The organism is Amycolatopsis sp. FU40, from assembly GCF_021903635.1.
Classification (GTDB): domain Bacteria; phylum Actinomycetota; class Actinomycetes; order Mycobacteriales; family Pseudonocardiaceae; genus Amycolatopsis; species Amycolatopsis dendrobii.
Genome location: NZ_CP091381.1, coordinates 5,647,666 through 5,670,668 on the forward strand (window position 1 = coordinate 5,647,666; position 23,003 = coordinate 5,670,668).

Here is a 23,003-nt window from a genome sequence, read left to right on the forward strand (position 1 = left end):
TGTCGTTTTTTCGCGAGGTTTCGCGCGCGGGGCGGGGCAGACTGATCGGCGTGTACGAGGAGACCGAACGCTGTATCCGCGCGGTGCAGTCGAAGGACGACCGGTTCGACGGGTGGTTTTTCACCGCGGTGCTGACCACGGGGATTTACTGCCGGCCGAGCTGCCCAGTAGTGCCGCCCAAGGTCGAGAACATGCGCTTCTATCCGAGCGCGGCCGCCGCGCAGGCCGCCGGATTCCGCGCCTGCAAACGCTGCCGGCCCGACGCGTCGCCCGGTTCGCCGCTGTGGAACGAACGCGCCGACGTCGTGGCGCGCGCGATGCGCCTGATCGGCGACGGGGTCGTCGACCGCGAAGGCGTGCAGGGGCTGGCTACGCGACTGGGGTACAGCGTCCGGCAGATCGAACGCCAGGTGCGTGCCGAACTGGGCGCGGGCCCGCTCGCCCTAGCCAGGGCACAGCGCGCCGAGACCGCCCGGTTGCTGATCGAAACCACGACGATGCCGATGAGCGATATCGCGCACGCGGCGGGGTTTTCGAGTATCCGGACGTTCAACGAAACCGTGCGGGCAGTCTTCGCCCTGACGCCGAGCGAGTTGCGCTCCCGCGTCCGCGGCGGCAAACGGACCAAGTCGCAGGGAGTGCTGTCGGTGCGGCTCCCGTTCCGGCGGCCGCTGTGCCCGGACAACCTGTTCGGGCACCTGATCGCCACCGCGGTCCCGGGCGTCGAGGAATGGCGCGACGGCGCTTACCGCCGCACCCTGCGACTGCCGCACGGCCACGGCGTGGTGTCGCTTCGCCCTGAACCGGACCACGTCGCGTGCCGCCTGAGCCTGACCGACCTGCGCGACCTGGCCGCCGCGATCAGCCGGTGCCGCTGGCTTCTGGACCTGGACGCCGACCCGGTAGCCGTCGACGAACAACTCGCCACGGACCCGACCCTCGCGCCCCTGGTCGCCGCCGCGCCCGGCAGGCGCGTCCCGCGCACGACCGACTCAGCCGAGTTCGCCGTGCGAGCAGTACTCGGCCAGCAGGTCTCGACCGCGGCCGCTCGTACGCATGCGGCGCGCCTGGTCCTGGCGCACGGCACCCCGATCGAGGACCGGGAAGGCGGCCTGACGCACCTGTTCCCGTCGCCTGGGTCGCTGGCGGAACTGGACCCGGAAACGCTGGCCATGCCGAAGTCCCGCCGCGCGACCCTGCTGGGTCTCGTGTCAGCCCTGGTCTCCGGCGACGTCGACCTGACCGCAGGCGGCGATTGGGTCCACGCCCGCGCGCAACTGGCCGCGCTGCCCGGCTTCGGCCCGTGGACGGTGGAGAGCATCGCCATGCGCGCCCTCGGCGACCCGGACGCCTTCGTCGCGACCGACTTGGGCGTGAAGATCGCCGCCGAAACCCTAGGCCTGCCACCAAGTCCAGCCGCCTTGACCGCGCACGCCAGTCGGTGGCAGCCGTGGCGCGCGTACGCGGTCCAGCACCTCTGGGCGACCGGCGACCACCCGATCAACCGGATCCCCGCGGAGGAATCGGCATGACCGTGGTGCACACCGTCATCGACAGCCCCGAGGGCCCGCTGACCCTCATGGCCCGCGACGGCGGCCTGGCCGGCCTGTACATCGGCGACGAGCAGTACCGCCCGCCACGCGCCGCTTTCGGCGACCGGGACGACCGCCCGTTCGCCGCGGCGACTCGTCAGCTGAACGAGTATTTCGCCGGCGACCGGGTCGAGTTCGACCTTCCGTTAGCTTTCAGCGGCACTCCTTTCCAAGAGACGGTGTGGCGGGCACTCCTGCAGATCCCCTACGGCGAGACGACGACGTACCGAGAGCTGGCGGAGTCGATCGGCCGCCCGACGGCGTCCCGTGCGGTCGGCCTGGCGAACGGCCGGAACCCCATCGGCATCGTGGTGCCGTGCCACCGGGTGCTGGGCAGCAACGGATCGCTGACCGGCTACGCGGCTGGGGTGGAGTGCAAGCGGAGGTTGCTGGAGCTGGAGCGGGGTGGGCGGGCGGCTGCGGGGTGATGTGCGGTCGGGGCGGGCTGCCGGGGTGCAGCTTGGGTGGTGGGTTCGGCTGGGATTGGCTGGCTCGGGGCGGCACCGGATCGGCTTGGGTCAGAGCGGGGCTCGCTCGGTTCGGCGCGGGGCTGGCCGAGTCGGCGCAAGGCTCGCCCGCCCGCAGCTGCTTCCGCGACTGGCGACCAACCCGCAGGACAGAGCACAGCCCGCCAAAACCGCGCGCACCCAGCACAACTGGCAGCAGCTCCCGAGCCGAGGCGAGGCCCGGCCGACGCGGGTCGGCGCTGGGCGAGCCAGCTTGGGACTGGTCCCCTAGCTGGCGACCGACCCGCAGGGCACGGCTCGCCGAATCAGCGCGCACTCGGCTCAGCGTCCCGCCCGCCACTGAGCCGAGGCCCGTCCGGCTCGGAGCGAGCCGGACCGGGTTACCTCGAGCCGGACCGGGTTACCTCGAGCCGGACTCGCTTGAGCCTGGCCGAACAAGGCGGGGATGGCTCGGAGAGATCGAGCCGCCGCCTGATGTCGTCCCATCTGCGCGGTCGCATTGCCCAGCTCGCCTGAAGGTCGGGCCCGGCTCGAGCACGGGCCCGTCCAGGTTGTCTCGATCGCTCGCCGTCAGCCGCTCGGGCGGTGCGGTTCCGGCTCGTCTTGCGCCGTGCGGTTCGGTCGTTCCGCGATAGCCATCAGCTGAACCAGCCGTTCACCGTTCCAAAGTCCAGAGCGCCCGTCACCTCCCCATAAGTCCCCTGCTTCAGCACCTCGGCAGCCGCGTGGTGGGCCAGGGAGTAGGCCGCCTGGGCGATGGACGTTCCTACGCTCACCCGGCGCACGCCAGCGGCTGCCAGGTCTGACACCGGCGGTGCACCAGGGCCGGCCATGGCGCTCACCGGGACCGGGGAGGACTTTGCCAGTTCCGCCAGGACCTCCACGTCCACCAAGCCGGGGACGAAGATGCTGTCCGCTCCGGCGTCGGCATAGACGCGGGCTCGGGTCAGGACATCGTCGAAGCGGCCAGCGGGGTCGCCGATTCCGAAGAGGTACACGTCGGTGCGGGCGTTGATCCATAGCTCCGAAAGGCCAGCCGTCGCGGCGGCGGCTCGGGCTGCGGTGAAGCGTTCTGCCTGTTCATCGGGAGCGAAGAGGGTGGCGGTTCCGGCGCGGGAGTCTTCCAGGTTCACGCCTACGGCACCCGCCTCGACTACGCCTCGCACGGTTTCGGCGACGGCTGAAGGGGCCAGGCCGTAGCCGCCTTCTACGTCGGCGGTCACCGGTACTTCTACAGCGCTCGCGATTTGAGCGATCACCGACAACATTTCCGCGCGGGATAGCTGCTGACCGTCGCCTCGGGCCAGGGCCCAGGAGACGCCTCCGCTGGTGGTGGCGATCGCCGGGGCGCCGGCTCGTTCGATGGCGACTGCGCTGCCCGCGTCCCAGGCGTTCGGCAGCACCAGTACATCGGTGGCGTGTAGTTCGCGGAAGAGATTTGCCTTGTCTTGCAACGAGTTCATGTGGGTTCCTCCCCAGTGGCAAGCCCCGGCGGGGCAACTGCGGAGGAACGTATCAGCGGGCACCGACAAAAACCGGCGCGAAAGGATCAGGGGAGGTCGAAGCCGAGTTCGCGGGCGGCGTCGGCGGGGGTCGGCTGGGTCCAGCGGCGAGCGACTGCCTCGTGGGTGGACAGCGAGCGCGATTCAGCTCGGTCCAGGTACAGGATGCCGTGCAGATGGTCCGTCTCGTGCTGGACGATACGTGCTGGCCAGCCGGACAATTCCTCGTCCAGTGCCGCACCGGTTTCGTCGGTGCCGCGAAGCCGGATCCGCAAGGGGCGCGCGACGACGGCCTGCCATCCGCGCACGCTCAGGCAGCCCTCGAAGAACGCGGCGGTTTCGTCGCCCACTCGGGTGTATGCGGGGTTCACCAGCACCCGGAACGGCAGCGGGACGATCCCGCGGGTGGCGAGGGTGGATTCGGCGACGCCGGGACGTTCGCGGGCGCCGTCCTCGACGACCGCGATCCGGACGGACAGGCCGATCTGCGGCGCTGCGAGGCCGACGCCGGGCGCGGCATGCATGGTCTCCTTCATGCCCTCGATCAGCGCGGAAAGCAGTTCATCGCTCAGTTCTCCCTCGTACGGGCGGGCGGCGGCGCGCAGCACGGGGTCGCCTGCCTGCACGATCGGCCACGGCAACGGCTGGGCGAGCAGTTTCTCGACCTGTTCGGCAAGCACCGGCGAACCCCTCTCCAAGGGCAACGGGACAGCGGCATGATCGCACCCGCGCGGAGCACGACACTCGCCCGGGGATCAGGCAAGCTGGCAGCCGTGGCCTACGACGTGAACGCGATCCGCAAGCACTTCCCCGCGCTCGAGAACGGCGCCGCCCACTTCGACGGACCCGGCGGTTCCCAGGTCCCGGACGTGGTCGGCGAAGCAGTGTCCTCGACCCTCTGCGCCGCCATCGCGAACCGCGGCACCGTCACGGCGGCAGAGCGCCGCGCGGACGGCGTCGTGCGCGAAGCCCGGCAAGCTGTCGCGGACCTGCTCGGCGCACGTCCGGACGGCGTCGTGTTCGGGCGCAGCATGACGCAGGTGACCTACGACTTCTCCCGTACGCTCGCGAAGAGCTGGGGGCCGGGCGACGAGGTTGTGGTCACCCGGCTGGATCACGACGCCAACGTGCGGCCCTGGGTACAGGCTGCTGAAGCGCGCGGTGCGACTGTCCGCTGGGCGGACTTCGATCCCGAGACGGGCGAGTTGCCGAGATCATCGATCACGGAACTGCTCACTGACCGGACGCGGCTGGTCGCGGTGACCGCTGCCTCCAACCTGCTGGGCACGCGCCCGGACATCCCGGCGATTACCGAAGCGGTCCGCGAAGCAGGTGCGCTGAGTTACGTAGACGGCGTGCACCTGACGCCGCACGCGCTGGTCGACATCGCCGAACTGGGCGCGGACTTTTACGCCTGCTCGCCGTACAAGTTCCTCGGACCGCACCTCGGCCTTCTCGCGGCCGCACCGGATCTTCTGGAGACACTGCAGCCGGACAAGTTGCTGCCGTCGAGCAACGCGGTTCCGGAGCGTTTCGAGCTGGGTACGTTGCCGTACGAACTCCTCGCGGGCACTACTGCGGCTATCGACTTCCTCGCGGGGCTTGTGCCGAGTGAAGGCAGCCGTCGCGAACGTTTGCGTACGTCGCTGACGGCGCTTGAAGAGCACGAAGACGCACTGCTGCAGCGCTTGGAAGACGGGCTCGCGGCGCTACCGCGCGTCGTTCGGTATGGTTCGCCGACGCGTCGCCGTACGCCGACAGTGTTGTTCTCAGTCACCGGATTGACGCCGCAGGCGGTGTACGAGCGTCTCGGCGCGCGCGGGATCAACGCACCTGCTTCGACGTTCTACGCCATCGAGTGCGCGCGGCACCTCGGTCTTGGCGACACTGGTGCCGTACGCGCTGGCATCGCGCCGTACACGACTGCGGCGGAAGTCGACCTGCTGCTCGCTGCTGTTGCGGAGCTGTGAATGAGCATCGAGATGACTGTCGACGGACAGGTCACCACCATCACCATCAACCGGCCGGAGAAGCGGAACGCACTCACGAAGGCGATGTACGTCGCCCTCGCGGACGCCTTCGACGCTGTCCGTACGCCGATCGCCGTACTGAACGGCGCTGGCGGTGCGTTCACCGCGGGCAACGACCTCGGAGACTTTCTCGCGCACGAAGCCGGTGACCGCACGAAGACGCCCGCGCGGGTCTTCCAGGAGGCGCTGCTCGCGACGCAGGCAGTAGTCGTCGCATCCGTCGACGGTCCCGCTGTCGGCATCGGCGCGACCCTGCTGCTGCATTGCGACCTCGTCTACGCCACCGAACGCAGCTACCTGCAGTTCCCCTTCGTACCGTTGGGGCTGGTGCCGGAGTTCGGCAGCAGTTACGCTGCCGCGCCGCGTCGGTCCGCAGCGTGCGACGGAGCTGCTGCTGTTCGGAGAACGCCTGTCTGCGGTCGAAGCAGCGCAACTCGGGTTGGTCAATGAAGTGCTCCCTGACGAGACAGCACTCGGTAAGCGCGTCTCGGAACGCGTCGCGACACTCGCCGAACGGTCAGTACGCGCGGTGACGGCGACACGCGCGCTGCTGCACGACCGCACTGATGAGAGCGTCGAAGAGCGCATGGAGTCCGAGTCCAAGCACTTCGCTGAGCTGCTGCACGACCCGGACACTGTCGCCACGTTGCGCGCGAAGCTCGACAGGCGTTAGCGGCGGCGGCGCTTGTCCACCGCGGCGTCGAGGACTGGACCTAGCTCTTCGACAACGGTGTCGAGCGCCGTCACTGAGTGCTCGACCCGGGCCAGCACTAAGGCTCCTTCAAGCGCGCTGATCATCAACACGGCCAACGAAGCAGCGCGCGCCGTCGGCACGCCCATCTGCTGCAGCGCGGAAACGATGGGCTTCCGCCACTGCGCGAAGGCGTCGTTCGCGCGCTCACGCAACGGCTCGCTCGACGCCACCGTGTCGGTGACTGTGGCTACTAACGGGCAGCCGTAGTCGTAGCCGATGTCGAGGAACTCCGCGCGCCAGTACTCGACAACCGCCGCGAAGAGCGCGGACGGCGTCGGGTCCGTCAGCGAGTCCATCGCGCGCGTCACGCGACGTGCGGCGTAGCGGCCCGCCCAGTCGATCGCTTCGCCGAACAGCTGTTCCTTACCGCCCGGGAAGTAGTGCTGAAGCGATCCCCGCGGCGCTTCGGCATGTGCCACCACCTCGCGCATTCCGGTGCCGCTCAAGCCCTGCGTACGCAGCAACTGCGCAGCGCTGAAGACCATCCGCTCGCGCGCCGGCCGTTCCGTCATCGAGCGTCTCCTCCGTGACTGTCAGCTCGTACTCGTTCTCGCCGCCGTACCCGGGCACGAAGCGGAACCCGCACGCCCGCAGCAATCCTTCCGCAGCGACGTTGCCCTCCTGCACGGTGGCGTGCAGCTTCCAGCCGCGCCACTGCTCCGCAGCCAGCCGGACCAAGCCGCGGCCAATGCCGCGCCGCTGCCACCGGTCGGCGACGAGCAGCCCCAGTTCGACGCGGCGGCCGTCCTCCGGGACCGCGTTCAGCAGCCCGGCGGGCACGCCCGAAGCCTCAGCGACGAGGGCCGTCTCGACCAGGAGGAATCGCTGGTACCGGGACAGGACCGCGTCCGGCTCGATCGGGCCGCCGAGGGTGAACCGGCGGCTCAGCGATTCCGGCGAGCAGGCGCGGACGAGATCGGCCACGGAACCGGCGGTGGCCGGTCGCACGGCGGTCATGACAGTCGTCATAACCCGAGGGTGGCACACGGCCGCGACTATGACAAGCGTCATGGGAGATGTCACGCTGCCGACACGACCACCGCGGCCCGCCGGTCCCGGGACCGGCGGGCCGCCACCGGTTTCGGGCAAGCAGAATTCACTTATCGTATCCGCGATACCCCATCGGCGGTAATTCCACCGATTAATCGGGGCTTGACCACGATGCGTGTCCACTGGGCCTCTTTGGGTGAAAACGGTTCCCGATACCTGCCGGGAACGCGTTTCTTCCTTATATTTTCCTGGACGCTCCGGCATGCGAGCAAAGGAGACACGGCCATGACCCAGTCGCTCGAGGTTCCGACGAAGGAATTCTGTCTCGACTGGACGATGGACGGGGCCAATGGCGGCAGGGTGCACTTCACCCTGTCCGGCCAGGTGAGCCTGTTGGACGGCAAGCGGTTCTACAAGGTCGACGGCGTGCTGTACATCGCGGACGGCAGCGCGTACTGCCGAGAGATCGGGAACCCGCGGCTGCACGTGCGGCGCAACGGCGTCGAGGAGACCGGACGGCAATGGGGCTGGGAAGCGATCAGTTCCCGCAAGAGCGCGAACCGGCTCTGCACAATGGACGGTTATTTCGTGCGCACGGGCTACTGGGCGCCCGCCGATCGCAGTATCCAACTCGGAATCGTCGCCGAACACGGGATCACCCGGCGTCGTTCGCACAGCCCGACGGCAACGATTCGACTGGTCGACTGAATGGTTCCCGGATATCGGGAGCGCTCCCGCGGTTCGCGCTTCGCAATGACCCGATTCCGGGTCGGACGACAGTGAACGTTTTCGCGAGCAGCCCGGGCAGGCACGTCAGCCCGGGCTGTCCGCGATGGAAACCCCTGGTTGCCCGCCGGCGAACTTCCGGCGCACAGTCGCGTCAGCCGTCGAGGCCACAAGATCGATTGCCCGCCAACGCGAACCGTGCGAATCAGACGATCCGGCGAGCGACCGCCGCGGCGAACCGCCGGTACCGCAACCCATCCGCGGCCGAACGCGGCGAAAGATCAATCCCAGCAACGCGTACCGGACCCGCGAGACATTGGCCTGGACCACTCGCCGCACGCCGCGAAACCGTGCCCGCGCGGCCGCAACCTCCGCTCGTCGTCACCCACACGGGTAAACCCCTGGGCTGGAGGTAAGCGAAAACACACCGGATCCCCAGGAAAAACATGAAAAACGTTGTGCGGGACACAGCGCTCGCGCGCGCGAAAGAGGACCATGAGAGGCATGCGGAACAGGACTCGGGCAGGCAGACCACCACACCCTGGTAAACGATTGCTCCGACGGCTCGGCGCCGTGCGCAACCCGCTCGTGCGACGGTCGGACCGGATCGAAGGCGTGCTCGCCGGGATCGTCACGCTGCTGGCGCTCATCGCGATTCCCTTCGCCATGATGATCGGCGGCGAGGACATCGCCGCGGAGACCGCCGCGTCGGACGCGCAGCTGCAGTCGCGGCACCAGGTGACCGCCACGGTGCTGACGACGGCCGCGCAGCCGGTCGCTTCCGTCGGCGACAGCGCGCCGATCGCCAACACCGCGCGCGTGAACGCGGTCTGGAAGCCGCCGCACGGCGTGCAGCGCACCGGCGTCATCACGGTCCCCGCCGCCTCCGCGACCGAGGGTTCGACCACCGACATCTGGCTGGACGACAGCGGCAAACAGACCACTGCCCCGCTGACGCACGCGGACGCGGTCACCAACGGCGTGCTCGTCGCGGCCTTCTGCTGGCTGTGCGCGGTCGGCGTGCTGGGCGGCGCGTTCTGGATCGCGCGGCGGGTGCTCGACCGCCGGCGCGCGGCGCGGTGGGCTGACGAATGGGCGCAGTTCGCCGGACCCGAAGCGGTTCGCTGACAGCTCTGCCTGCCACGTACTCGCCGGAGGTTCCGCACCGGAAGACCTCCGGCTCTAGTGCGGTCGGCTGCCGGACGGGTGCGATCCGCCAGTCCGGCGCCGACCGCTCATACCCTCCGTACGCAGGTCCGCTGCCCACCGGAGTTCCGCACAGCAAGTATCGGCGAGCCCGGCCGGCGGCGTAGTGCGCCGGGCCCGGAGGCAGTTCGCTGACACGTCTGCTGCCTCCGGACCCGGCCTCGGCGGACCGAGCGGGGCGACACCCCCAGCGTCGCCCCGGGCCGGTACTACGCCTGCCGCTCTGCCCGGATTATGTGGCGAGTTAGCCACCAGCTATCTCGTTGAGGCACAGTCTTGTGGAGCCCTCCGGCGATTGTCAACTGTGAGCTAATCTGAGATAGTCGCCTTAGCTGAGAGCAATCAGCTGCAACTGGAGGGGCGTAGCAGCATGTCCGAAGACACTCAGCCGGCGGAAGCCCGGCCCACCCTGGCCTCCAGACTCGACGACCTGTTCCGCACGGTGCGCCCGCAAGGGAGGCACTGGACGAACGCCGAGGTGGCAGCCGAACTGAAACGGGCCACCCCGGAGCTGAAGGTCGGCGCGGTATACCTCTCTCAGCTGCGCACGGGCAAACGGACCAATCCGTCTCAGGAGCTGCTGGCCGCACTGGCGAAATTCTTCGGCGTCTCGGTCGCGTACTTCTTCGACGACGAGGTCGCCGGGTCGGTGCTGTCGGAGCTGGCAGCCGTGGAGGCGATGCGTCAAGCAGGCGTCCGCGCGGTCGCCATGCGCGCCGCGGGCATGCGCGAGGAAAACCTCCAGGCGATCACCACGATCATGGACCAATACCGCAAGATGCAGGGGCTGCCCCCGGTCACGGACGAAGCGGCGCGGTGACCGGCACCCCGTCCGAAGCCCCGCAGCGGCGCGAGCAACTGCGGCGGATGCGCGACGAAGGCGCCCAGCGAATCGCCGAACTCGACCTTCCGCCGAAGTACGACCTGGCCACCCTCTGCGCCCGCCTGGGCGAGATCCGCGAACGGCCGATCACCCTCGTGCCGCTGCCGATGCCGGCGTCGCACCCGTGCGGCATGTGGGTGGCCGCGCGGGGCGAGGACCTGATCTTCTTCGACGCCAACACCACCGGGGCGCACCAGGAGCACATCATCTTGCACGAGCTGGGTCACATCATCTGCTGTCATCGCGGCTCGGGTCTCCTTGACGACGAGAGCGCCCGCTCGCTGTTCCCCAACCTGGACCCGGACATCGTCCGGGACATGCTGATGCGCGCCACCTACGACGACGCGCAAGAACAGGAAGCGGAGATCATCGCCTTCCTGCTCTCGGAACGCATGGGCACCCCGTCGAAACCCATCGCCGAAACCCCCAAAGCAGGGGAAAAACCGATGGACCGAATCGAACGCTCACTCCTCTAGCACCACCGCGCCTGAGGGCCACCCTTCACCGCCCACCCCACCGCCCGCCGGGATGCACCCCAATGTGGCATTGGGTGCATGCGACGCACCCAATGTGGCGTTCGGTGCCTCTGACGCACCCAATGCCACATTGGGGCGCTAGCCCCGCCCACCGCACAGCCGCAGCCGATGCACCCAACCAGCGACGCACCCGGCGGCGAACCGCAGCCGATGCACCCACCCGCGGAGGCGCCCACACCGCCCCCAACCCCGATCCGACGCCTCTCTGCGGGCGGCGGGTGCTGGTCAAAGCATCTTTCCCGCCTTGACCAGCACCCGCCGCCCGTCAGCACAATCAACCTTCGGGGTGGGGGCCCCAAACCCGAGCGCAATGTCGCCCGCCAGGGCGACGAGCCGCCCCGCCTACCGCAACAACCCCAACTCGGCCCCCGCAACCCCTACCGCATACCGCAACTGATCCACCCGATGCTCGCTGGTGATGAAGAACCTCAACCGAGCCAGCTCCTCATCCACCGCCGGATACAGAATCGGATCCACCACCACCCCCCTCTCGTACAACGCGGTAGCCAGCCTCAGCGCGACATCCGAACTCCCCACCACGCAAGGCACGATCGGCGTCCCCCCAGCCGACCCAGTCGGCAACCCCGCATCAGCAGCCAACTCCAAAAACACCCGGGAATTCTCCCGCAACCGCAACAACCGCTCCGGCTCCGCCCGCAAAACCCTCAACGCCGCAAGCGAAGCCGCCGCATTGGCCGGAGTAATCCCCACGCTGTAAACAAACCCAGGCAACGAATACCGCAACCACCGCACCGTCCGAGCCGACCCGGCCAGATATCCTCCGCACCCGGCGAGCGACTTCGACAGCGTCCCCATCCAGAGATCAACCCCGGACCGATCCACCGCGAAGTGGTCGCCGATCCCGGCCCCGCGCGGCCCCATCGTCCCGATGCTGTGCGCCTCGTCCACCATCAGCAACGCCCCATAGCGCCGCTTGAGTTCGATCAACGCAGGCAGATCGGCGATATCCCCATCCATGCTGTAAACGCCTTCAACCACAATCAGCACCCGCCGGAACCGCGACCGCGACCGACGCAGCACGTCCTCCAGTCGTGCCATGTCGTTGTGCGGAAACGGTTGCCGCGTAGCGCCGGAAAGCGCACACCCCTGCAGAATGCTGTCGTGCGCCAGCGAATCGTGCACGATCAAGTCCCCGGGTCCGACCAGATGGCCGATCGCACCGACATTCGTCGCGTGCCCGCTCACCAGCACGAGACTGTCCTCGACTCCCAGGAACGCGGCGAGTTCCGTCTCCAGGTCGCGAGACAAATCCCGGTCCCCGGCAAGCAATCGGCTGCCGGACACGGAAGTCCCGTACCGCTCGACAGCATCGTGCACCGCCGCGGTCACCGCGGGATGCCCGGCCAGCCCAAGATAGTTGTAGCTGGAGAAGGACAGGTACTCGCGCCCGGACACTGACGTCGTAGCGTCCATCCGCCCCTGATGCTTGCGGAAGTACGGGTTGGGCACCCCGAGATCGTCGAACTCCTTCAGCCGCGCCTCGATCGCCGCGGCCTCGGGAAACTCCTCGATCGCCGCGCTGGCCGGATCCCACGCCGGAGCCGGAGCGGGCGAAACCGGAGCGGCAGGAATCAAATCCGTTGCCGGAGCGAGCATCCCGGCCACCGCCCCCACCGTCAGCGCCGCCGACTGCTCAATCTCCACTGGCGCACCCGGGAACCGCTTCCGCAGCCGCCCTTCCAACTCGGTGAGCATCAGCGAATCGAACCCGAGGTCGTCCACAAGCAACTGCCCGGCATACAACTCGCTGGCCGGAAACGCCGTCGTCCGCGCGACTTCTTCGAGCACGACCGCCAACACATCCCGCGCGGAGGTCGTCTCCTCCGGCTCTTCAACCGGTGCCGCGGCAGCCCCGAGCGGCTCCAGCGTCTGCGCCTTGGCGAGTTTCGCGTCGTCGACCACCCAGTGCCGGCGCGGGCTGAGCGGGCTCGGCGGCAGCGTGCAGCGCGGCAGGCCGTCCGCCACTGGCCGCAATCCTGATCCGGTCACCGCGCGCGGAGCCAGTTCGGCCGGCGGACCGTCCTCGACCGGCTCCTCCCCCGGTGACACGACACCAGCGAACACGCCCGGCACAAGCTCGCCGCCTTGCCCGGATTCGAGCGCGACCGACGCGGCGACGAGCTTGGCAACCGCGTCGGCGACGTCGTCCGCGGCCACCGCGAGCCGCTCCGGGAAGAGCGTCCGGCGGGCGAGCGTGCCCGCGACGGCGGCCAGCGGCGGGTTCTCGCTGCCGAGCGCCTCGGCCACCTCGCGGGCGTGCCTGGCCAGCCCGGCCCGGTCCCGTGCGGTGAGCAGCAACAGCCGCGGCGTCTCGGCGGGCGGCGTTTCCTGTTCCGCTTCCTCGACGACCACGTGCACGTTCGAACCGCCGAAGCCGAACGCGCTCACTCCGGCCCGGCGCGGTCCGTCGCTGTCCCACGGCGTGACCTGGCCCGCCACCTGAAGCCCGGCGTCCCGCAACGGCAGGTGATCAGCCGGTTCGAAATCCGGCTGCGGCAGAATTTGTCCCTTGTGGACGGACAAAATGGACTTGATCAGCCCGGCGATCCCCGCGGTGCCAAGGGAATGCCCGACGACCGACTTCGCCGCACCGAGATAGGCCGGGTTCTCCGCGCCGCGCCGCAGCTCGGTCAGCGCGCTGATCTCCACGTCGTCGCCGACCGAGGTCGCGGTGCCGTGCGCCTCGAGGAAACCGACCGACGCCGGGTCGACGCCCGCGTCCCGGTAGGCCCGCCGCAACGCCAGCAACTGGCCGGACTCCTGCGGCATCATGCCGCCCTTGACCGTGCCGTCGTTGGACAGCCCGACGCCGCGGATCACCGCGTACACCCGGTCGCCCGCCGCCCGTGCGTCCGCGAGCGGGCGCAGCACCAGGACGCCGGCTCCTTCGCCGAGCACGAAGCCGTCCGCCCGGCGGTCGAACGGACGGCATTCGCCGGTGCGCGAGATCGCGCCGATCCGGCACAGGCCCACGAACAGGTCCGGAGCCAGGACCAGCTGTGCGCCGCCGGCGACAGCGATCCGGCAGCGGCCCGCCCGCAGCGCGAACACCGCGTTCGCCACCGCGGTCAGGCCGCCGGAGCAGGCGGAATCGAGCGCGTAGCTCTCTCCGTGCAGGTCGAAGACGTTGCTGATCGAACTCGGCCCCATGTTGAGCAGCAGCCCGGCCATCGCGGTGGCGTGCAGGCCGCTGACCGCGGACGCCGCCTCGGCCATCGCCGGATCTCCCGCCCGGCCGAATTCGCCGCCGATCAGCTGCTTCAGCCGCAGGTGCAGCGTGCTCATGTCGCGGTAACCGCTGTCGCTGAGCGACATGATCACCGACGTGTCGTCGCGGTCGAAACCCTCGGCTTCCCATCCCGCGTCCTGCAGCGCTTCGCGGGTCAGGTCGACCAGCAGCCGGTGCTGCGGGTCGAGCGATTTGGCCCGTCGCGGCGGGATCTTGTAGTGCCCGGCGTCGAAGTCGCCGACGTCCTCGAGCAGCGCCATGCGGTCGGAGTAGACCGCGCCGCTGTCCCGGAAATCGTCATTGTAGAACGCTTCGCGCCGCCACCGCGAATCCGGCACCCGCCGAAACTGCGGTTTGGGCTCGCTCAGCAGATCCCAGTACTCGTTGACGTTGCGCGCTCCCGGAAAACGGCATCCCATTCCGACAACGGCGATGTCCTGGCTATTTTCGGATTCTTCCCACCCAGATCTTGCAGACCCCATGGCATGACTTCCTCGTGCCGATCCCCACCCAGTCGACACCGAGATTGCCCGTTCTTACCCAGTTTTTCAAGGGCATTGGGCAAGGTGCGGAGGAATGCACAGACAACTCAACTCACGGTAGCCAAGCGATCACGCCACCAGCCCACGGTACTGGCTAATTGATCTTTCTCCGGCGTCGGCGTAATCTTGAATAATTCCTGTGCCGCACGGGAATCGAGCACATACCGACGGTCGAACTGGTACCGGACCTCGCCCAGTTCACGCAACATCGGCGAAACAAGCGCGGCCGCCTTCAGTAACATCGGGGAAAGGCGCTGCACAGGCACCGGAGGCACTCCGGCCGCCTCGCACAACAGCGCGACCATCACCCGAGCGGACCGCGGCGGACCAGTCGGCACATGCCACGCCTTGCCCCACGCCTTTTCTTCCCGCGCGGCCGCGACCAGCGTGCGCGCCACATCGGAAATGTACGTCCAACTGTGCGGGGCGTCCGGATCGCCGAGTACCTGCACCTTTCCGCCGCGCAGCACGTTCGGCACCACCCGGGCGGCGAGATGGCCGCCGTCGGTCACTCCGGGACCGAAGAAATCGGAGGCCCGCACCTCGACCGCGCGGATGCGGCCCTCGTCGTGCAATGCGTGCAGTTGTTCCGACAGCAAAGCCCGGACCCGGCCCTTGGTTCCGGTGGCCGCGAGCGGCAGGTTCTCGGTGAGCGGACCATCGACCGGGCCGTAGCCGTACAAATTCCCCAGCGACACCAGCAGCGCGCCGTTCGCTTCGGCCGCGGCGCAGATCGAGGCCTGCAGCGGCGGCCAATCGGTCGCCCACCGATGATAGGGCGGGCTCGCGCAACTGTAGATCGCTGCCGCGTCCTTGGTCGCTTCGGCGAGTGCTGCCTGGTCAGCGGCGTCGAGCGAGACGTGTTCCAGCCCCGGTTCGGGCTCCCGCGGCGAACGGCTGATCACCCGGACTCGCTCTCCTTGTTCAACCAGCAGCGCGGCGGTGGCCGCCCCCGCCGGTCCGTGCCCGATCACCACCTGAAGACTCATGGCGACACCCTAGCGACGAGCGCATCCCGTTGCGGCCGTTCACGACCCGGTCGCCCGCCGTTCACCGGAAGATCACCTCCAGCGGTTCTCGAGCAGGCCCCCGACACCCGGGATCCACTCGGAATTCGCCCAGGCCAGAACCAGTTTTCCGGCCCTAGTTCCGGCACTTGCGGTGGTGTATGGTCGCCGATCGTGAACAATTCCGCCAAGGTTGCCGCGCACACCGTTCCGCCCGCCGGGCGCTGAGGCCGTTCCGGGGGCGCGAGTGAACACTCTGAAGATCATCTTATTCTCGCTGTCGGCGGTCTCCTCGTACGCGGCCTTGCTGTACAAGCTTTTCTCGATGCGCCGCTCGTGGCGCGACCCGGCCTACATCGTGCTGATGACGACGCTGATCCTGCAGTGCGTCACCTTCACCCTCGGCGCGCTCTCGCTCAGCATCGGCTCGCTGTTCGGGATCCCCAATCTGGCGATCTTGATCTTGCACCTGGCCGCGGTCGCGTACTGCATCAGCGCGCAGCTGCTGCTGATGCTGTGGGCGAATCCCCCGGCGGAAATCCGCACGCGGATCCGGGCGTGGATCGTTTCCGGCGCGGTGCTGTTCGTCGTGCTGACCGTGCTGTTCTTCATCGGCAACAAACCGGGCACCCCCGGCACCGCCTTCGCGGTGGGCAGCAGCGACCCGGTGATCCTCACCTACCTGCTGCTCTTCATCATTTCGCAGGCCGTGCCGTGCGTGACGATCTACCTGCAGTGCCTGCCGTACGCGCGGAGCACGTCGCGCGTGTGGCTGCGCCGGACGCTGCGGACGCTCGCGGTCGGCGCGGTCGTGCTGTTCCTCTACTGCGCCACGCGCGCGGTGAACATCGTGAGCCCGGCGCTCGGCTGGCACCTCGGTGCGTGGGCGATCGCGCCGTCGGTGTTCAGCGCGCTGGGCATCGTGATCGTGTCGTTCGGGCTGACCATGCCGTCGTGGGGCGAGCACGTCTCGTCGGTCGCGCGATGGCAGCGCAATTACCGGTCTTATCGCGCGCTCTACCCGCTTTGGCATTCGCTGTACGAATCCTCGCCGGGCATCGCACTGGAGCCGCCGACCGAGGGAGACACCGATCGGCGCTGGTCGGACCTGCACTACCGGCTGCATCGCCGGGTGATCGAGATCCGCGACGGCTGGCGCGCGCTGCGGCCGTACATGGACCGCGCCGACACCCCGGACGGCGACCAGGCGATGGCCGAGGCCCGCAAGATCCGCCAGGCGCTGGAGGCGAAGACCTCCGGCCTGGCCCCGGCGGAAAGCCAGGACAACGGCGCGTTCGACGACCACGACGCGAAGACGTTCGCCGCCGAGGTCGCCTGGCTCACCCAGGTGTCGGAGGCCTACGGCAAGCTGGCCTGAGCCTCGGGCCGCGGCTGCGGCTGGTCGCTCAGCAGCGTCTGCCCCTTCGTCAGCCACGCGAAACCGAACGCGAACACCGCGAGCGATTCCAGCCAGAGCGTCGGATGCAAGGCGGCTGTGGCGGCGCTGAAGAACAGGCCGTTGATCACGATCAGCACCAGGCAGGCGAGCATCACGATGCCGCACGTCCGGTAGACGGCATTGCGCGAACGTTTGCGCTGGGTCGGGGCGCCGTCGTCCTTGGTGAACAGGACGAGGCAGAAGAACGCGAGGGTGAGGAAGAAGATCGCGGCGAACACCAGATGCGCGATGCCGATCGCGTGCTCGGCGGGGGTCGGCGAGACCGGCTGGGTCGGGAACAGCGCGACGCAGATGCCGGCGATCGCCGCGACGTTGGCCGTGATGTCGTCGACGCGGCCGTACCCGCGATAGGCGATCAGGAAGACGCCGATCGCGCACAGCGTGCCGACGAAGACGTTCCGGAGATCGCTGTAGTAATAACCGCTCAGCGAGCCGAGCAGACCGCCGCCCTCGAGCAGTTCCTTGCCGACGATCACGACGATCGGCAGCAGGATCCCGAGCACCCCGATGGCGCGGCGAAGGAACAGGTAAGAGCGCACGAAAGCAGTCATGGCACGGCTCCCCGAAGTCGTGCACTCTTTGTACCTGTTCCGTCACCGGATCACCGGGCAGACGGGGAAATCCACCGGTTCAGCCCAGAAGATCGTCCAAATCCGCGAGCAGTTTCGCCTTCGGCCGGGCTCCGACGAACGACGCGACCGGGGCGCCGTCGCGGAACAGCATCAGCGTCGGCAGCGCCATCACCTGGTACGCGCGCATGGTTTCGGGGTTTTCGTCGGTATTGAGCTCGCGCACGGTGAGACCGGGCCGTTCCGCGGAGATCTCGGCGAGCACCGGCGCGATCATCCGGCACGGCGGGCACCAGTCGGCGGTGAAATCGACCAGGACGGGCTGGTCGTGGTCCAGTACGTCGGCGGCGAAGGTGGCGTCGGTGGTCATCGGGGCTCCTCGGATTCGGCAGTGCATGGGTCAGCCGGGCGCGTGGCAGCGGCGGCGAGCTTGTCGAGCAGTGCGGAGCGGACCGCGGCGAGGTCGCGCATGCAGGCTTCGACCTCCTCCAGCTTCCGCCGGTACACCTCGACCGACGCCGGGCACGCGTCGCCCGCGTCGTGGCCGGTCCGGAGGCAGTCGACGAACGGGCGGGTGTCGTCGAGGCTGAACCCGACCGTGCGCAGGGTCTGGATTTCCTCGACGAGCCGCAGGTGGTCCTCGTCGTACTCGCGATAGCCGTTCGCCGCGCGCGCCGCCGGGAGCAGGCCCTGTGCCTCGTAGAAGCGCAGGGCCCGCGTCGTGGTCCCGGTCCGCTGGGCCAGTTCGCCGATCCGCATGTCCCCGACGCTAAACCTTGCCGTCAGCGTCAAGGCAAGGCGTGCGCGCGGGGCTGGGGGTATTCGCGGTACTTGACCGCGTTCGCCGCGCGGTTGCCCATGTACTCGAAGACGCGGCGGCCGATCGGACCGGCCAGCGAACGGTACATCCGGTTGCGTTTGCGCAGCTTCTCCTCGGTGGCCGGGACCAGGAAGTCGCCCGAACCGGCTCCGTTGCGCTGCCCGACCCGGGCGGGTTTGCGCAGCCGCTGCTCGTAGCGGGCGAACGCGGTCGCGTGGTCGCCGCCGGCCGCGGCGAGTTCCCCGGCCAGGACCTGCGCGCCCATCATCGCGAGCCCGGTGCCGGATCCGCCCGGCCCGGCGCACCAGGCGGCGTCGCCGAGCAGCACGACCCGGCCGCGCGACCAGCTGTCGAGCTTGATCTGGCCGACGGTGTCGAAGTACAGGTCAGGCGCGTCGGCGACGGCGGTCAGCAGCCGCGGGAGTTCCCATCCGGCGTTGGCGAAGACGCTGGTCACGATGTCCTTCTGCCGGGCCAGGTCGGGACGGCCGTATCCGTCGGGGTCGCCGCGGAAGGTGAGGCCGACGGTGACCGTCTCCGGGTCGCGGTGGCTGGTGACGATCGCGCCGAGGCCGGGTTCGTTGTAGAGCAGGCCCTCGTGGTCGAGGCGGAGGTGATTGGGGGCGGTGAACCCGGCGACGTGGTAGCCGAGGTCGGTGCGGAATTTCGCCTCCGGGCCGAACGCCGCCGTGCGGACGCCGGAGTGGATCCCGTCCGCGCCGACGACCAGGTCGAACCGTCGTGGGCCGCCGTGGCGGAAGGTGACGTCGACGCCGTCGGGGGTCTCGGCGAGCGAGGTGACTCGGTCGCCGAAGACGTACTCGGTGTAGTTCTTGGTGTGGTCGTAGAGGACGCGGGCGAGGTCGCCGCGCAGGACCTCCAGCTCGCCGTTGGTGAACCCGCTCGGCAGGGTGAAGGCGGGCTGACCGGCCGGGTCGAGCTGCACCTGCTCGCGCAGCGCGGTCTCGCGCTCCCGCAGGTCGTCGAGCAGGCCCATCGCTTCGACGAGCTTCATCTGCTCGCCGCGGAAGTCGACGGCCTGCCCGCCCGGCCGCAGCTGCGGCGCGGCCTCGACGACGGTCACCGAATAGCCGTAACGGTGCAGCCAGTAGGCGGAGGACGGGCCCGCGACGCTGGCGCCGGACACGAGAACGGTCTTGCCGGTCATCTCTGCTCCTCTGGATCGGTAAGCGATGCGGCAAGACTGCGGCGCACCGCTTACCGCGCCCGCACGGAGCGCTGACGATCTTGGTCAGTCCTGTGCCAGCCGGGTGAGCATCCGGGAGAAAACGCGGCCGAGCAGCTCCAGCTCGGGGCCGCTGACCTGGTCGAAGAAATACCGGCGCACGAGTTCGCCGTGCTGTTCCCGTGCCGCCGCGACCGCCTCCCGGCCGGCGTCGGTGAGCCGGACATTCGCCCCGCGCGCGTCCTCGGTGCAGTTCTCGCGCGTGACCAGCCCGCGCTTGCACATCCGGCTCACGTGATGCGACAACCGGCTGCGGTCCCATTCGACGGTCGCGCCGAGCTCGCGCATCCGCAGCACGCCGTCCGGTTCGTTCGCGAGCGGGACGAGCAGGGCGTAGTCGGCTCCGGAGATCCCGGCGTCGCGCTCCAGCTGCCGGTCGAGCGCGCTGCCGAGCGCCCGCTGCACGCGCTGGTAGGAACACCAGACCTCAGCCTCGCGCCGATCGGTCGCCACGTCCGCCATCCGGTGATTCTACAAAGCCGAGGCGGGATTTCGCGCCGGTGCGTAAGTTGGGAGAGTGACCAGGTCTGCGCAAGAAACCTTCTTTCGTGCCTTCCACGCAAGCCATCCGGCGGTTACGTCGCGCGCGTTCGGCGACGGGCGGAGCGCCGGCGGACGGTCGAGTTACGAGCTTCTCCGGGACGAGATCGCCTCCCCTGGACGCGTGCTCGATCTGGCTTGCGGCGACGGATTTCTCCTTGAACTCCTTGCTGCGGCTGGACATCAGGCGATCGGGGTTGATCTCTCAAGTGTCGATCTGGCTCTTGCGAGGCAGCGTTCGGCGGCGGTGGCGGAGGGGCGGGCGCAGCAACTGCCGTTCGCGGACCACGCGTTCGATGCCTGCGTATCGCACATGGCGTTCATGCTGATGACTGACATCGACGAGGTGGCCGCGGAACTGGCCCGTGTGCTGCGGCCGGGCGGGCAGCTGTCGCTCGTCCTCGGCGGCGGGCCGGCGGGAGGCGAAGCGTACGCGCTGTTCGGCAAGCTGTTGCGGGAAATCCTCGCCGAAGTCCCGGCTGAACAGCGGATCCCCCGGCTCGGCGATCCGCGCACGCGGGATCGGGCAGGCCTGGACGAAATCCTCTCCCCGGCCGGGTTCAGTCCCGTCCAGTGGCGCACCGAGGAGATCGACTTCAGCGGGTCGCTCGATCAGGTCTGGGATTTCGTCTCGACCGTCTACAACCTCTTCCCGCTCGCCGAATCGGCTTCCAGCGCGCTGAAAACCGCCTTTCTCGCCGAAGCGCCCGCACTGGCCGCACCCGATGGGCTGATTCCGCTTGTCTTCCAAGTACATCTGGCCAGCACCCGCATCGTCCACAAAGGACAGTAAACCCGCACTAGTGGCACCCGTCACCTTCTGGCAAGATCGGGGACTCTGACGTCTCCAGTTCACGCCGAAGGGGCAGGGCATTGGGTCTGGGCAGGAAACTGGCCGTCGCCGCCACCGCGGTCACCGCGGCGACGGCGTTGTTCACCGCGGCACCGGCGAACGCCGCCCCCGCGGCCATCGACTGGAAACCGTGTCCCACCGGGCAGGGAGCCGAATGCGGCAAGCTCACCGTGCCGCTCGACTGGGACCGTCCCGGCGACGGCACGATTCAGCTCGCGCTCGCGCGGCGCAAGGCCACCGATCCCGCGCACCGGATCGGTTCGGTGCTCATGGATCCCGGCGGGCCGGGCGGCGCGGGCGCGGGCGAGGTGCAGAGCGGCTGGACGCTGTCGCCGAAGATCGCCGCGCGGTTCGACACGGTCGGGTTCGATCCGCGCGGGGTCGGGGAAAGCACCGCGATCAAGTGCGGGCTCGACGAGCTCACCGCGAAAAACCCGGTGCTGCCGAAGGATTCCGGCGAATTCCGGCAGCTGCTCTCGTACAACCGCGCGCTCGGGCGCAGCTGCGACCGGATCACCGGGCCGCTCGCCAGCCGTTCGGACACCCGCGGCGTCGTGCGGGACATGGACGCGATCCGCGCCGCGCTCGGCGACGAAAAACTCACTTATTACGGCGTTTCCTACGGCACGCTGATGGGCCAGCAGTACGCCGAGGCGTACCCGGACCGGGTGCGCGCGCTCGTGCTCGACAGCAACATGGACCACTCGATCCGCAGCACCTGGGAGTTCCTGAAGACGGAAACCGAGGCCACGCAGGAGTCGTTCGAGCAGTTCACCGGCTGGTGCGACCGGACGACGTCGTGCGCGCTGCACGGCCAGGACATCAGCGCCCTGACCGCGGACCTGTACGCCCGCGCCGAACGCGGCGAACTCGGCACCCCGGACGACAAACTCGACCCGATGGCGTTCGTCGGCCTCTTCTCGCAGAATTTCTACGGTCCCACCTGGGACAAGCTCGCGAAGACGCTGGTCGACCTGCGCGACGGGAAACCGGCCGAGCCGTCCTTCGCCAAGGACGACATCCCCATTCCGAACCCGTTCAACAGCATCTTCTGCTCCGACTGGCGGCTTCCGGTCACCAGCTACCCGCAACTCGACAGCTACCGGCGTGCGCTCACCAGGGTGTCGCCTGACCTGCACTTCTCGCCGCTGGGCTGGAGCGCTGCGGCCGGTTGCGCGGGCTGGCCGAGCCCGGTGCGCAACCCGCAGCATCCGCTGTCGGTCCGGCCAGGCGTGCCGATGCTGATGCTGAACAGCCGTTACGACCCGGCCACGCCGTACGACTGGGCGGTGCGCGCGTCGCAGCAGTCCGGTGCGCCGCTGCTCACCTACGAGGGCTGGGGCCACGGCGCGTACTTCAAGAAGAGCCAGTGCGTCACCGACGCCGCGGACGCCTTCCTGATCGACGGCACGAGCCCGGGCCGCGGCAAGCACTGCCCGGCGGTCGAGCCGAGTGTTCAGTCCAGGATGGACGGTGTGCGGCCGCCGGCTGCGCAACCGTACTGAGCCAACGCGAAGCGGGGCCCTGATCGGATCAGGGCCCCGCTTTTTCGTGGCCGCGGCCGCTCAGTAGTCGTCACGGCCGGTGAACTGCTGTTCCAGCAGCTCGGCCGAACCGGCGACGAGTTCGAGCGGATCGGTGAACTCGTTGAGGTCGAGGTTCAGCAGCGGCAGCGAATGCCGCAGCACGAGATGCTCGCCCATCACCACGAGCCCGCCGACCACCAGCGTCTGGCCTACCTCGGTCAGCACGGTGAGCAGATCGACCTCGTCCACGCGGGCGAACGGGGTCGCGATCTGCACCCAGTCCTCGCGCTGGTCGAAAATCTCCCTGGCGATCACCACGACCTGCGCCCGCCCGGTCGTCTCCGCGTCGTCGCCGAACAGGACCCGGATCCGGATTTCGCCCGGGTCGTCCCGGATCACCCGGTAGGTCTGCCTGATGTAGGCGACCAGGTCATTCCACTGCGCCACGCGCTTCCTCCCGTTGGTAGGCAACGAAGATCAGCGTAGCGGGACAACCGGGGCGGCA

Annotated in this window: 24 protein-coding genes; 12 read left to right on the forward strand and 12 right to left on the reverse strand. The window is 68.9% G+C overall.

Annotated elements, in window-relative coordinates; translation table 11 throughout:
• Positions 1-50: 50 nt before the first annotated feature.
• Both L3Q65_RS26620 and L3Q65_RS26625 read left to right on the forward strand, forming a co-directional pair.
• Entirely contained in the window at positions 51-1,532 is a 1,482-nt protein-coding gene (locus tag L3Q65_RS26620; RefSeq protein ID WP_237596964.1) for a DNA-3-methyladenine glycosylase 2 family protein, read from the forward strand.
• Entirely contained in the window at positions 1,529-2,020 is a 492-nt protein-coding gene (locus L3Q65_RS26625; protein ID WP_182891191.1) for a methylated-DNA--[protein]-cysteine S-methyltransferase, read from the forward strand. Before L3Q65_RS26620 ends, L3Q65_RS26625 begins: the two co-directional genes overlap by 4 nt.
• 677 nt (positions 2,021-2,697) lie before the next feature.
• Here L3Q65_RS26625 and L3Q65_RS26630 read toward each other — a convergent pair.
• On the reverse strand, positions 2,698-3,522 hold the full coding sequence (locus L3Q65_RS26630; protein WP_237596965.1) for an isocitrate lyase/phosphoenolpyruvate mutase family protein: 825 nt from the start codon (positions 3,520-3,522) through the stop codon (positions 2,698-2,700).
• Positions 3,523-3,608: 86 nt separating this feature from the next.
• A complete protein-coding gene (locus L3Q65_RS26635; RefSeq protein ID WP_237596966.1) occupies positions 3,609-4,241 on the reverse strand; it encodes a peptide deformylase in 633 nt (210 codons plus the stop codon).
• A 93-nt stretch (positions 4,242-4,334) separates the two neighbouring features.
• Between L3Q65_RS26635 and L3Q65_RS26640 the strand changes: the two genes are divergently transcribed.
• Genes L3Q65_RS26640 through L3Q65_RS47395 form a run of 3 tightly spaced genes read left to right on the forward strand, consistent with a single transcriptional unit; the run spans position 4,335 to position 6,264 of the window.
• Positions 4,335-5,531, forward strand: coding sequence for a cysteine desulfurase-like protein (locus L3Q65_RS26640; RefSeq protein ID WP_237600943.1), 1,197 nt, complete (start codon positions 4,335-4,337; stop codon positions 5,529-5,531).
• Positions 5,532-6,041 carry an enoyl-CoA hydratase-related protein gene (locus L3Q65_RS47390; protein ID WP_255750843.1) on the forward strand — a complete coding sequence of 170 codons (510 nt, stop codon included), beginning with the start codon at positions 5,532-5,534 and terminating at the stop codon, positions 6,039-6,041.
• Positions 5,944-6,264 (forward strand): enoyl-CoA hydratase/isomerase family protein, encoded by a 321-nt coding sequence (locus L3Q65_RS47395; protein WP_255751380.1) that lies wholly within the window; start codon positions 5,944-5,946, stop codon positions 6,262-6,264. The genes L3Q65_RS47390 and L3Q65_RS47395 overlap by 98 nt, the downstream gene beginning before the upstream one ends.
• On the opposite strand, the gene L3Q65_RS26650 is transcribed toward L3Q65_RS47395, so the two are convergent.
• Both L3Q65_RS26650 and L3Q65_RS26655 read right to left on the reverse strand, forming a co-directional pair.
• Entirely contained in the window at positions 6,261-6,776 is a 516-nt protein-coding gene (locus tag L3Q65_RS26650; protein WP_237596967.1) for a TetR/AcrR family transcriptional regulator, read from the reverse strand. The genes L3Q65_RS47395 and L3Q65_RS26650 overlap by 4 nt on opposite strands.
• The gene (locus L3Q65_RS26655; protein ID WP_237596968.1) at positions 6,709-7,302 is read right to left on the reverse strand and encodes a GNAT family N-acetyltransferase; all 594 of its coding nucleotides are present in this window, start codon (positions 7,300-7,302) and stop codon (positions 6,709-6,711) included. Before L3Q65_RS26655 ends, L3Q65_RS26650 begins: the two co-directional genes overlap by 68 nt.
• A 318-nt stretch (positions 7,303-7,620) precedes the next feature.
• On the opposite strand from L3Q65_RS26655, the gene L3Q65_RS26660 reads away from it, so the two are divergent.
• The 4 genes from L3Q65_RS26660 to L3Q65_RS26675 all read left to right on the forward strand — a co-directional run bounded on the left by L3Q65_RS26660 (position 7,621) and on the right by L3Q65_RS26675 (position 10,626).
• Positions 7,621-8,043 (forward strand): hypothetical protein, encoded by a 423-nt coding sequence (locus L3Q65_RS26660; RefSeq protein WP_116198529.1) that lies wholly within the window; start codon positions 7,621-7,623, stop codon positions 8,041-8,043.
• A 591-nt stretch (positions 8,044-8,634) separates the two neighbouring features.
• On the forward strand, positions 8,635-9,189 hold the full coding sequence (locus L3Q65_RS26665) for a hypothetical protein (protein ID WP_237596969.1): 555 nt from the start codon (positions 8,635-8,637) through the stop codon (positions 9,187-9,189).
• A 448-nt stretch (positions 9,190-9,637) separates the two neighbouring features.
• Positions 9,638-10,087, forward strand: coding sequence for a helix-turn-helix transcriptional regulator (locus L3Q65_RS26670; RefSeq protein ID WP_182891185.1), 450 nt, complete (start codon positions 9,638-9,640; stop codon positions 10,085-10,087).
• Positions 10,084-10,626, forward strand: a complete 543-nt coding sequence (locus L3Q65_RS26675) for a toxin (RefSeq protein ID WP_037810612.1) — start codon at positions 10,084-10,086, stop codon at positions 10,624-10,626. Before L3Q65_RS26670 ends, L3Q65_RS26675 begins: the two co-directional genes overlap by 4 nt.
• 402 nt (positions 10,627-11,028) lie before the next feature.
• Here the strand turns inward: L3Q65_RS26675 and L3Q65_RS26680 are convergent, their stop codons facing one another.
• Together L3Q65_RS26680 and L3Q65_RS26685 are read right to left on the reverse strand one after the other, a co-directional pair.
• On the reverse strand, positions 11,029-14,355 hold the full coding sequence (locus L3Q65_RS26680; RefSeq protein ID WP_237596970.1) for an aminotransferase class I/II-fold pyridoxal phosphate-dependent enzyme: 3,327 nt from the start codon (positions 14,353-14,355) through the stop codon (positions 11,029-11,031).
• A 170-nt stretch (positions 14,356-14,525) separates the two neighbouring features.
• The gene (locus tag L3Q65_RS26685) at positions 14,526-15,467 is read right to left on the reverse strand and encodes an NAD-dependent epimerase/dehydratase family protein (protein WP_237596971.1); all 942 of its coding nucleotides are present in this window, start codon (positions 15,465-15,467) and stop codon (positions 14,526-14,528) included.
• 265 nt (positions 15,468-15,732) lie between these two features.
• Between L3Q65_RS26685 and L3Q65_RS26690 the strand changes: the two genes are divergently transcribed.
• Entirely contained in the window at positions 15,733-16,863 is a 1,131-nt protein-coding gene (locus L3Q65_RS26690; RefSeq protein ID WP_182891182.1) for an MAB_1171c family putative transporter, read from the forward strand.
• Here L3Q65_RS26690 and L3Q65_RS26695 read toward each other — a convergent pair.
• The 5 genes from L3Q65_RS26695 to L3Q65_RS26715 form a co-directional block, all read right to left on the reverse strand.
• On the reverse strand, positions 16,845-17,495 hold the full coding sequence (locus tag L3Q65_RS26695; protein WP_182891181.1) for a DUF998 domain-containing protein: 651 nt from the start codon (positions 17,493-17,495) through the stop codon (positions 16,845-16,847). The two genes, L3Q65_RS26690 and L3Q65_RS26695, sit on opposite strands and share 19 nt — an antisense overlap.
• A gap of 79 nt (positions 17,496-17,574) precedes the next feature.
• Positions 17,575-17,883 carry a thioredoxin gene (trxA, locus tag L3Q65_RS26700; RefSeq protein ID WP_182891180.1) on the reverse strand — a complete coding sequence of 103 codons (309 nt, stop codon included), beginning with the start codon at positions 17,881-17,883 and terminating at the stop codon, positions 17,575-17,577.
• Positions 17,880-18,272, reverse strand: coding sequence for a MerR family transcriptional regulator (locus tag L3Q65_RS26705; RefSeq protein ID WP_182891179.1), 393 nt, complete (start codon positions 18,270-18,272; stop codon positions 17,880-17,882). The genes trxA and L3Q65_RS26705 overlap by 4 nt, the downstream gene beginning before the upstream one ends.
• Positions 18,273-18,301: 29 nt before the next feature.
• Positions 18,302-19,501: an FAD-dependent monooxygenase gene (locus L3Q65_RS26710; RefSeq protein ID WP_237596972.1), complete on the reverse strand. Its 1,200-nt coding sequence runs from the start codon at positions 19,499-19,501 to the stop codon at positions 18,302-18,304.
• Positions 19,502-19,585: 84 nt separating this feature from the next.
• Positions 19,586-20,041: a MarR family winged helix-turn-helix transcriptional regulator gene (locus tag L3Q65_RS26715; protein ID WP_182891177.1), complete on the reverse strand. Its 456-nt coding sequence runs from the start codon at positions 20,039-20,041 to the stop codon at positions 19,586-19,588.
• 55 nt (positions 20,042-20,096) lie between these two features.
• On the opposite strand from L3Q65_RS26715, the gene L3Q65_RS26720 reads away from it, so the two are divergent.
• Entirely contained in the window at positions 20,097-20,912 is an 816-nt protein-coding gene (locus L3Q65_RS26720; protein WP_237596973.1) for a class I SAM-dependent methyltransferase, read from the forward strand.
• Between the two features lie 80 nt (positions 20,913-20,992).
• A complete protein-coding gene (locus L3Q65_RS26725; RefSeq protein WP_237596974.1) occupies positions 20,993-22,477 on the forward strand; it encodes an alpha/beta hydrolase in 1,485 nt (494 codons plus the stop codon).
• Between the two features lie 60 nt (positions 22,478-22,537).
• On the opposite strand, the gene L3Q65_RS26730 is transcribed toward L3Q65_RS26725, so the two are convergent.
• The gene (locus L3Q65_RS26730; RefSeq protein WP_009082327.1) at positions 22,538-22,945 is read right to left on the reverse strand and encodes a hypothetical protein; all 408 of its coding nucleotides are present in this window, start codon (positions 22,943-22,945) and stop codon (positions 22,538-22,540) included.
• Between the last annotated feature and the right edge of the window lie 58 nt (positions 22,946-23,003).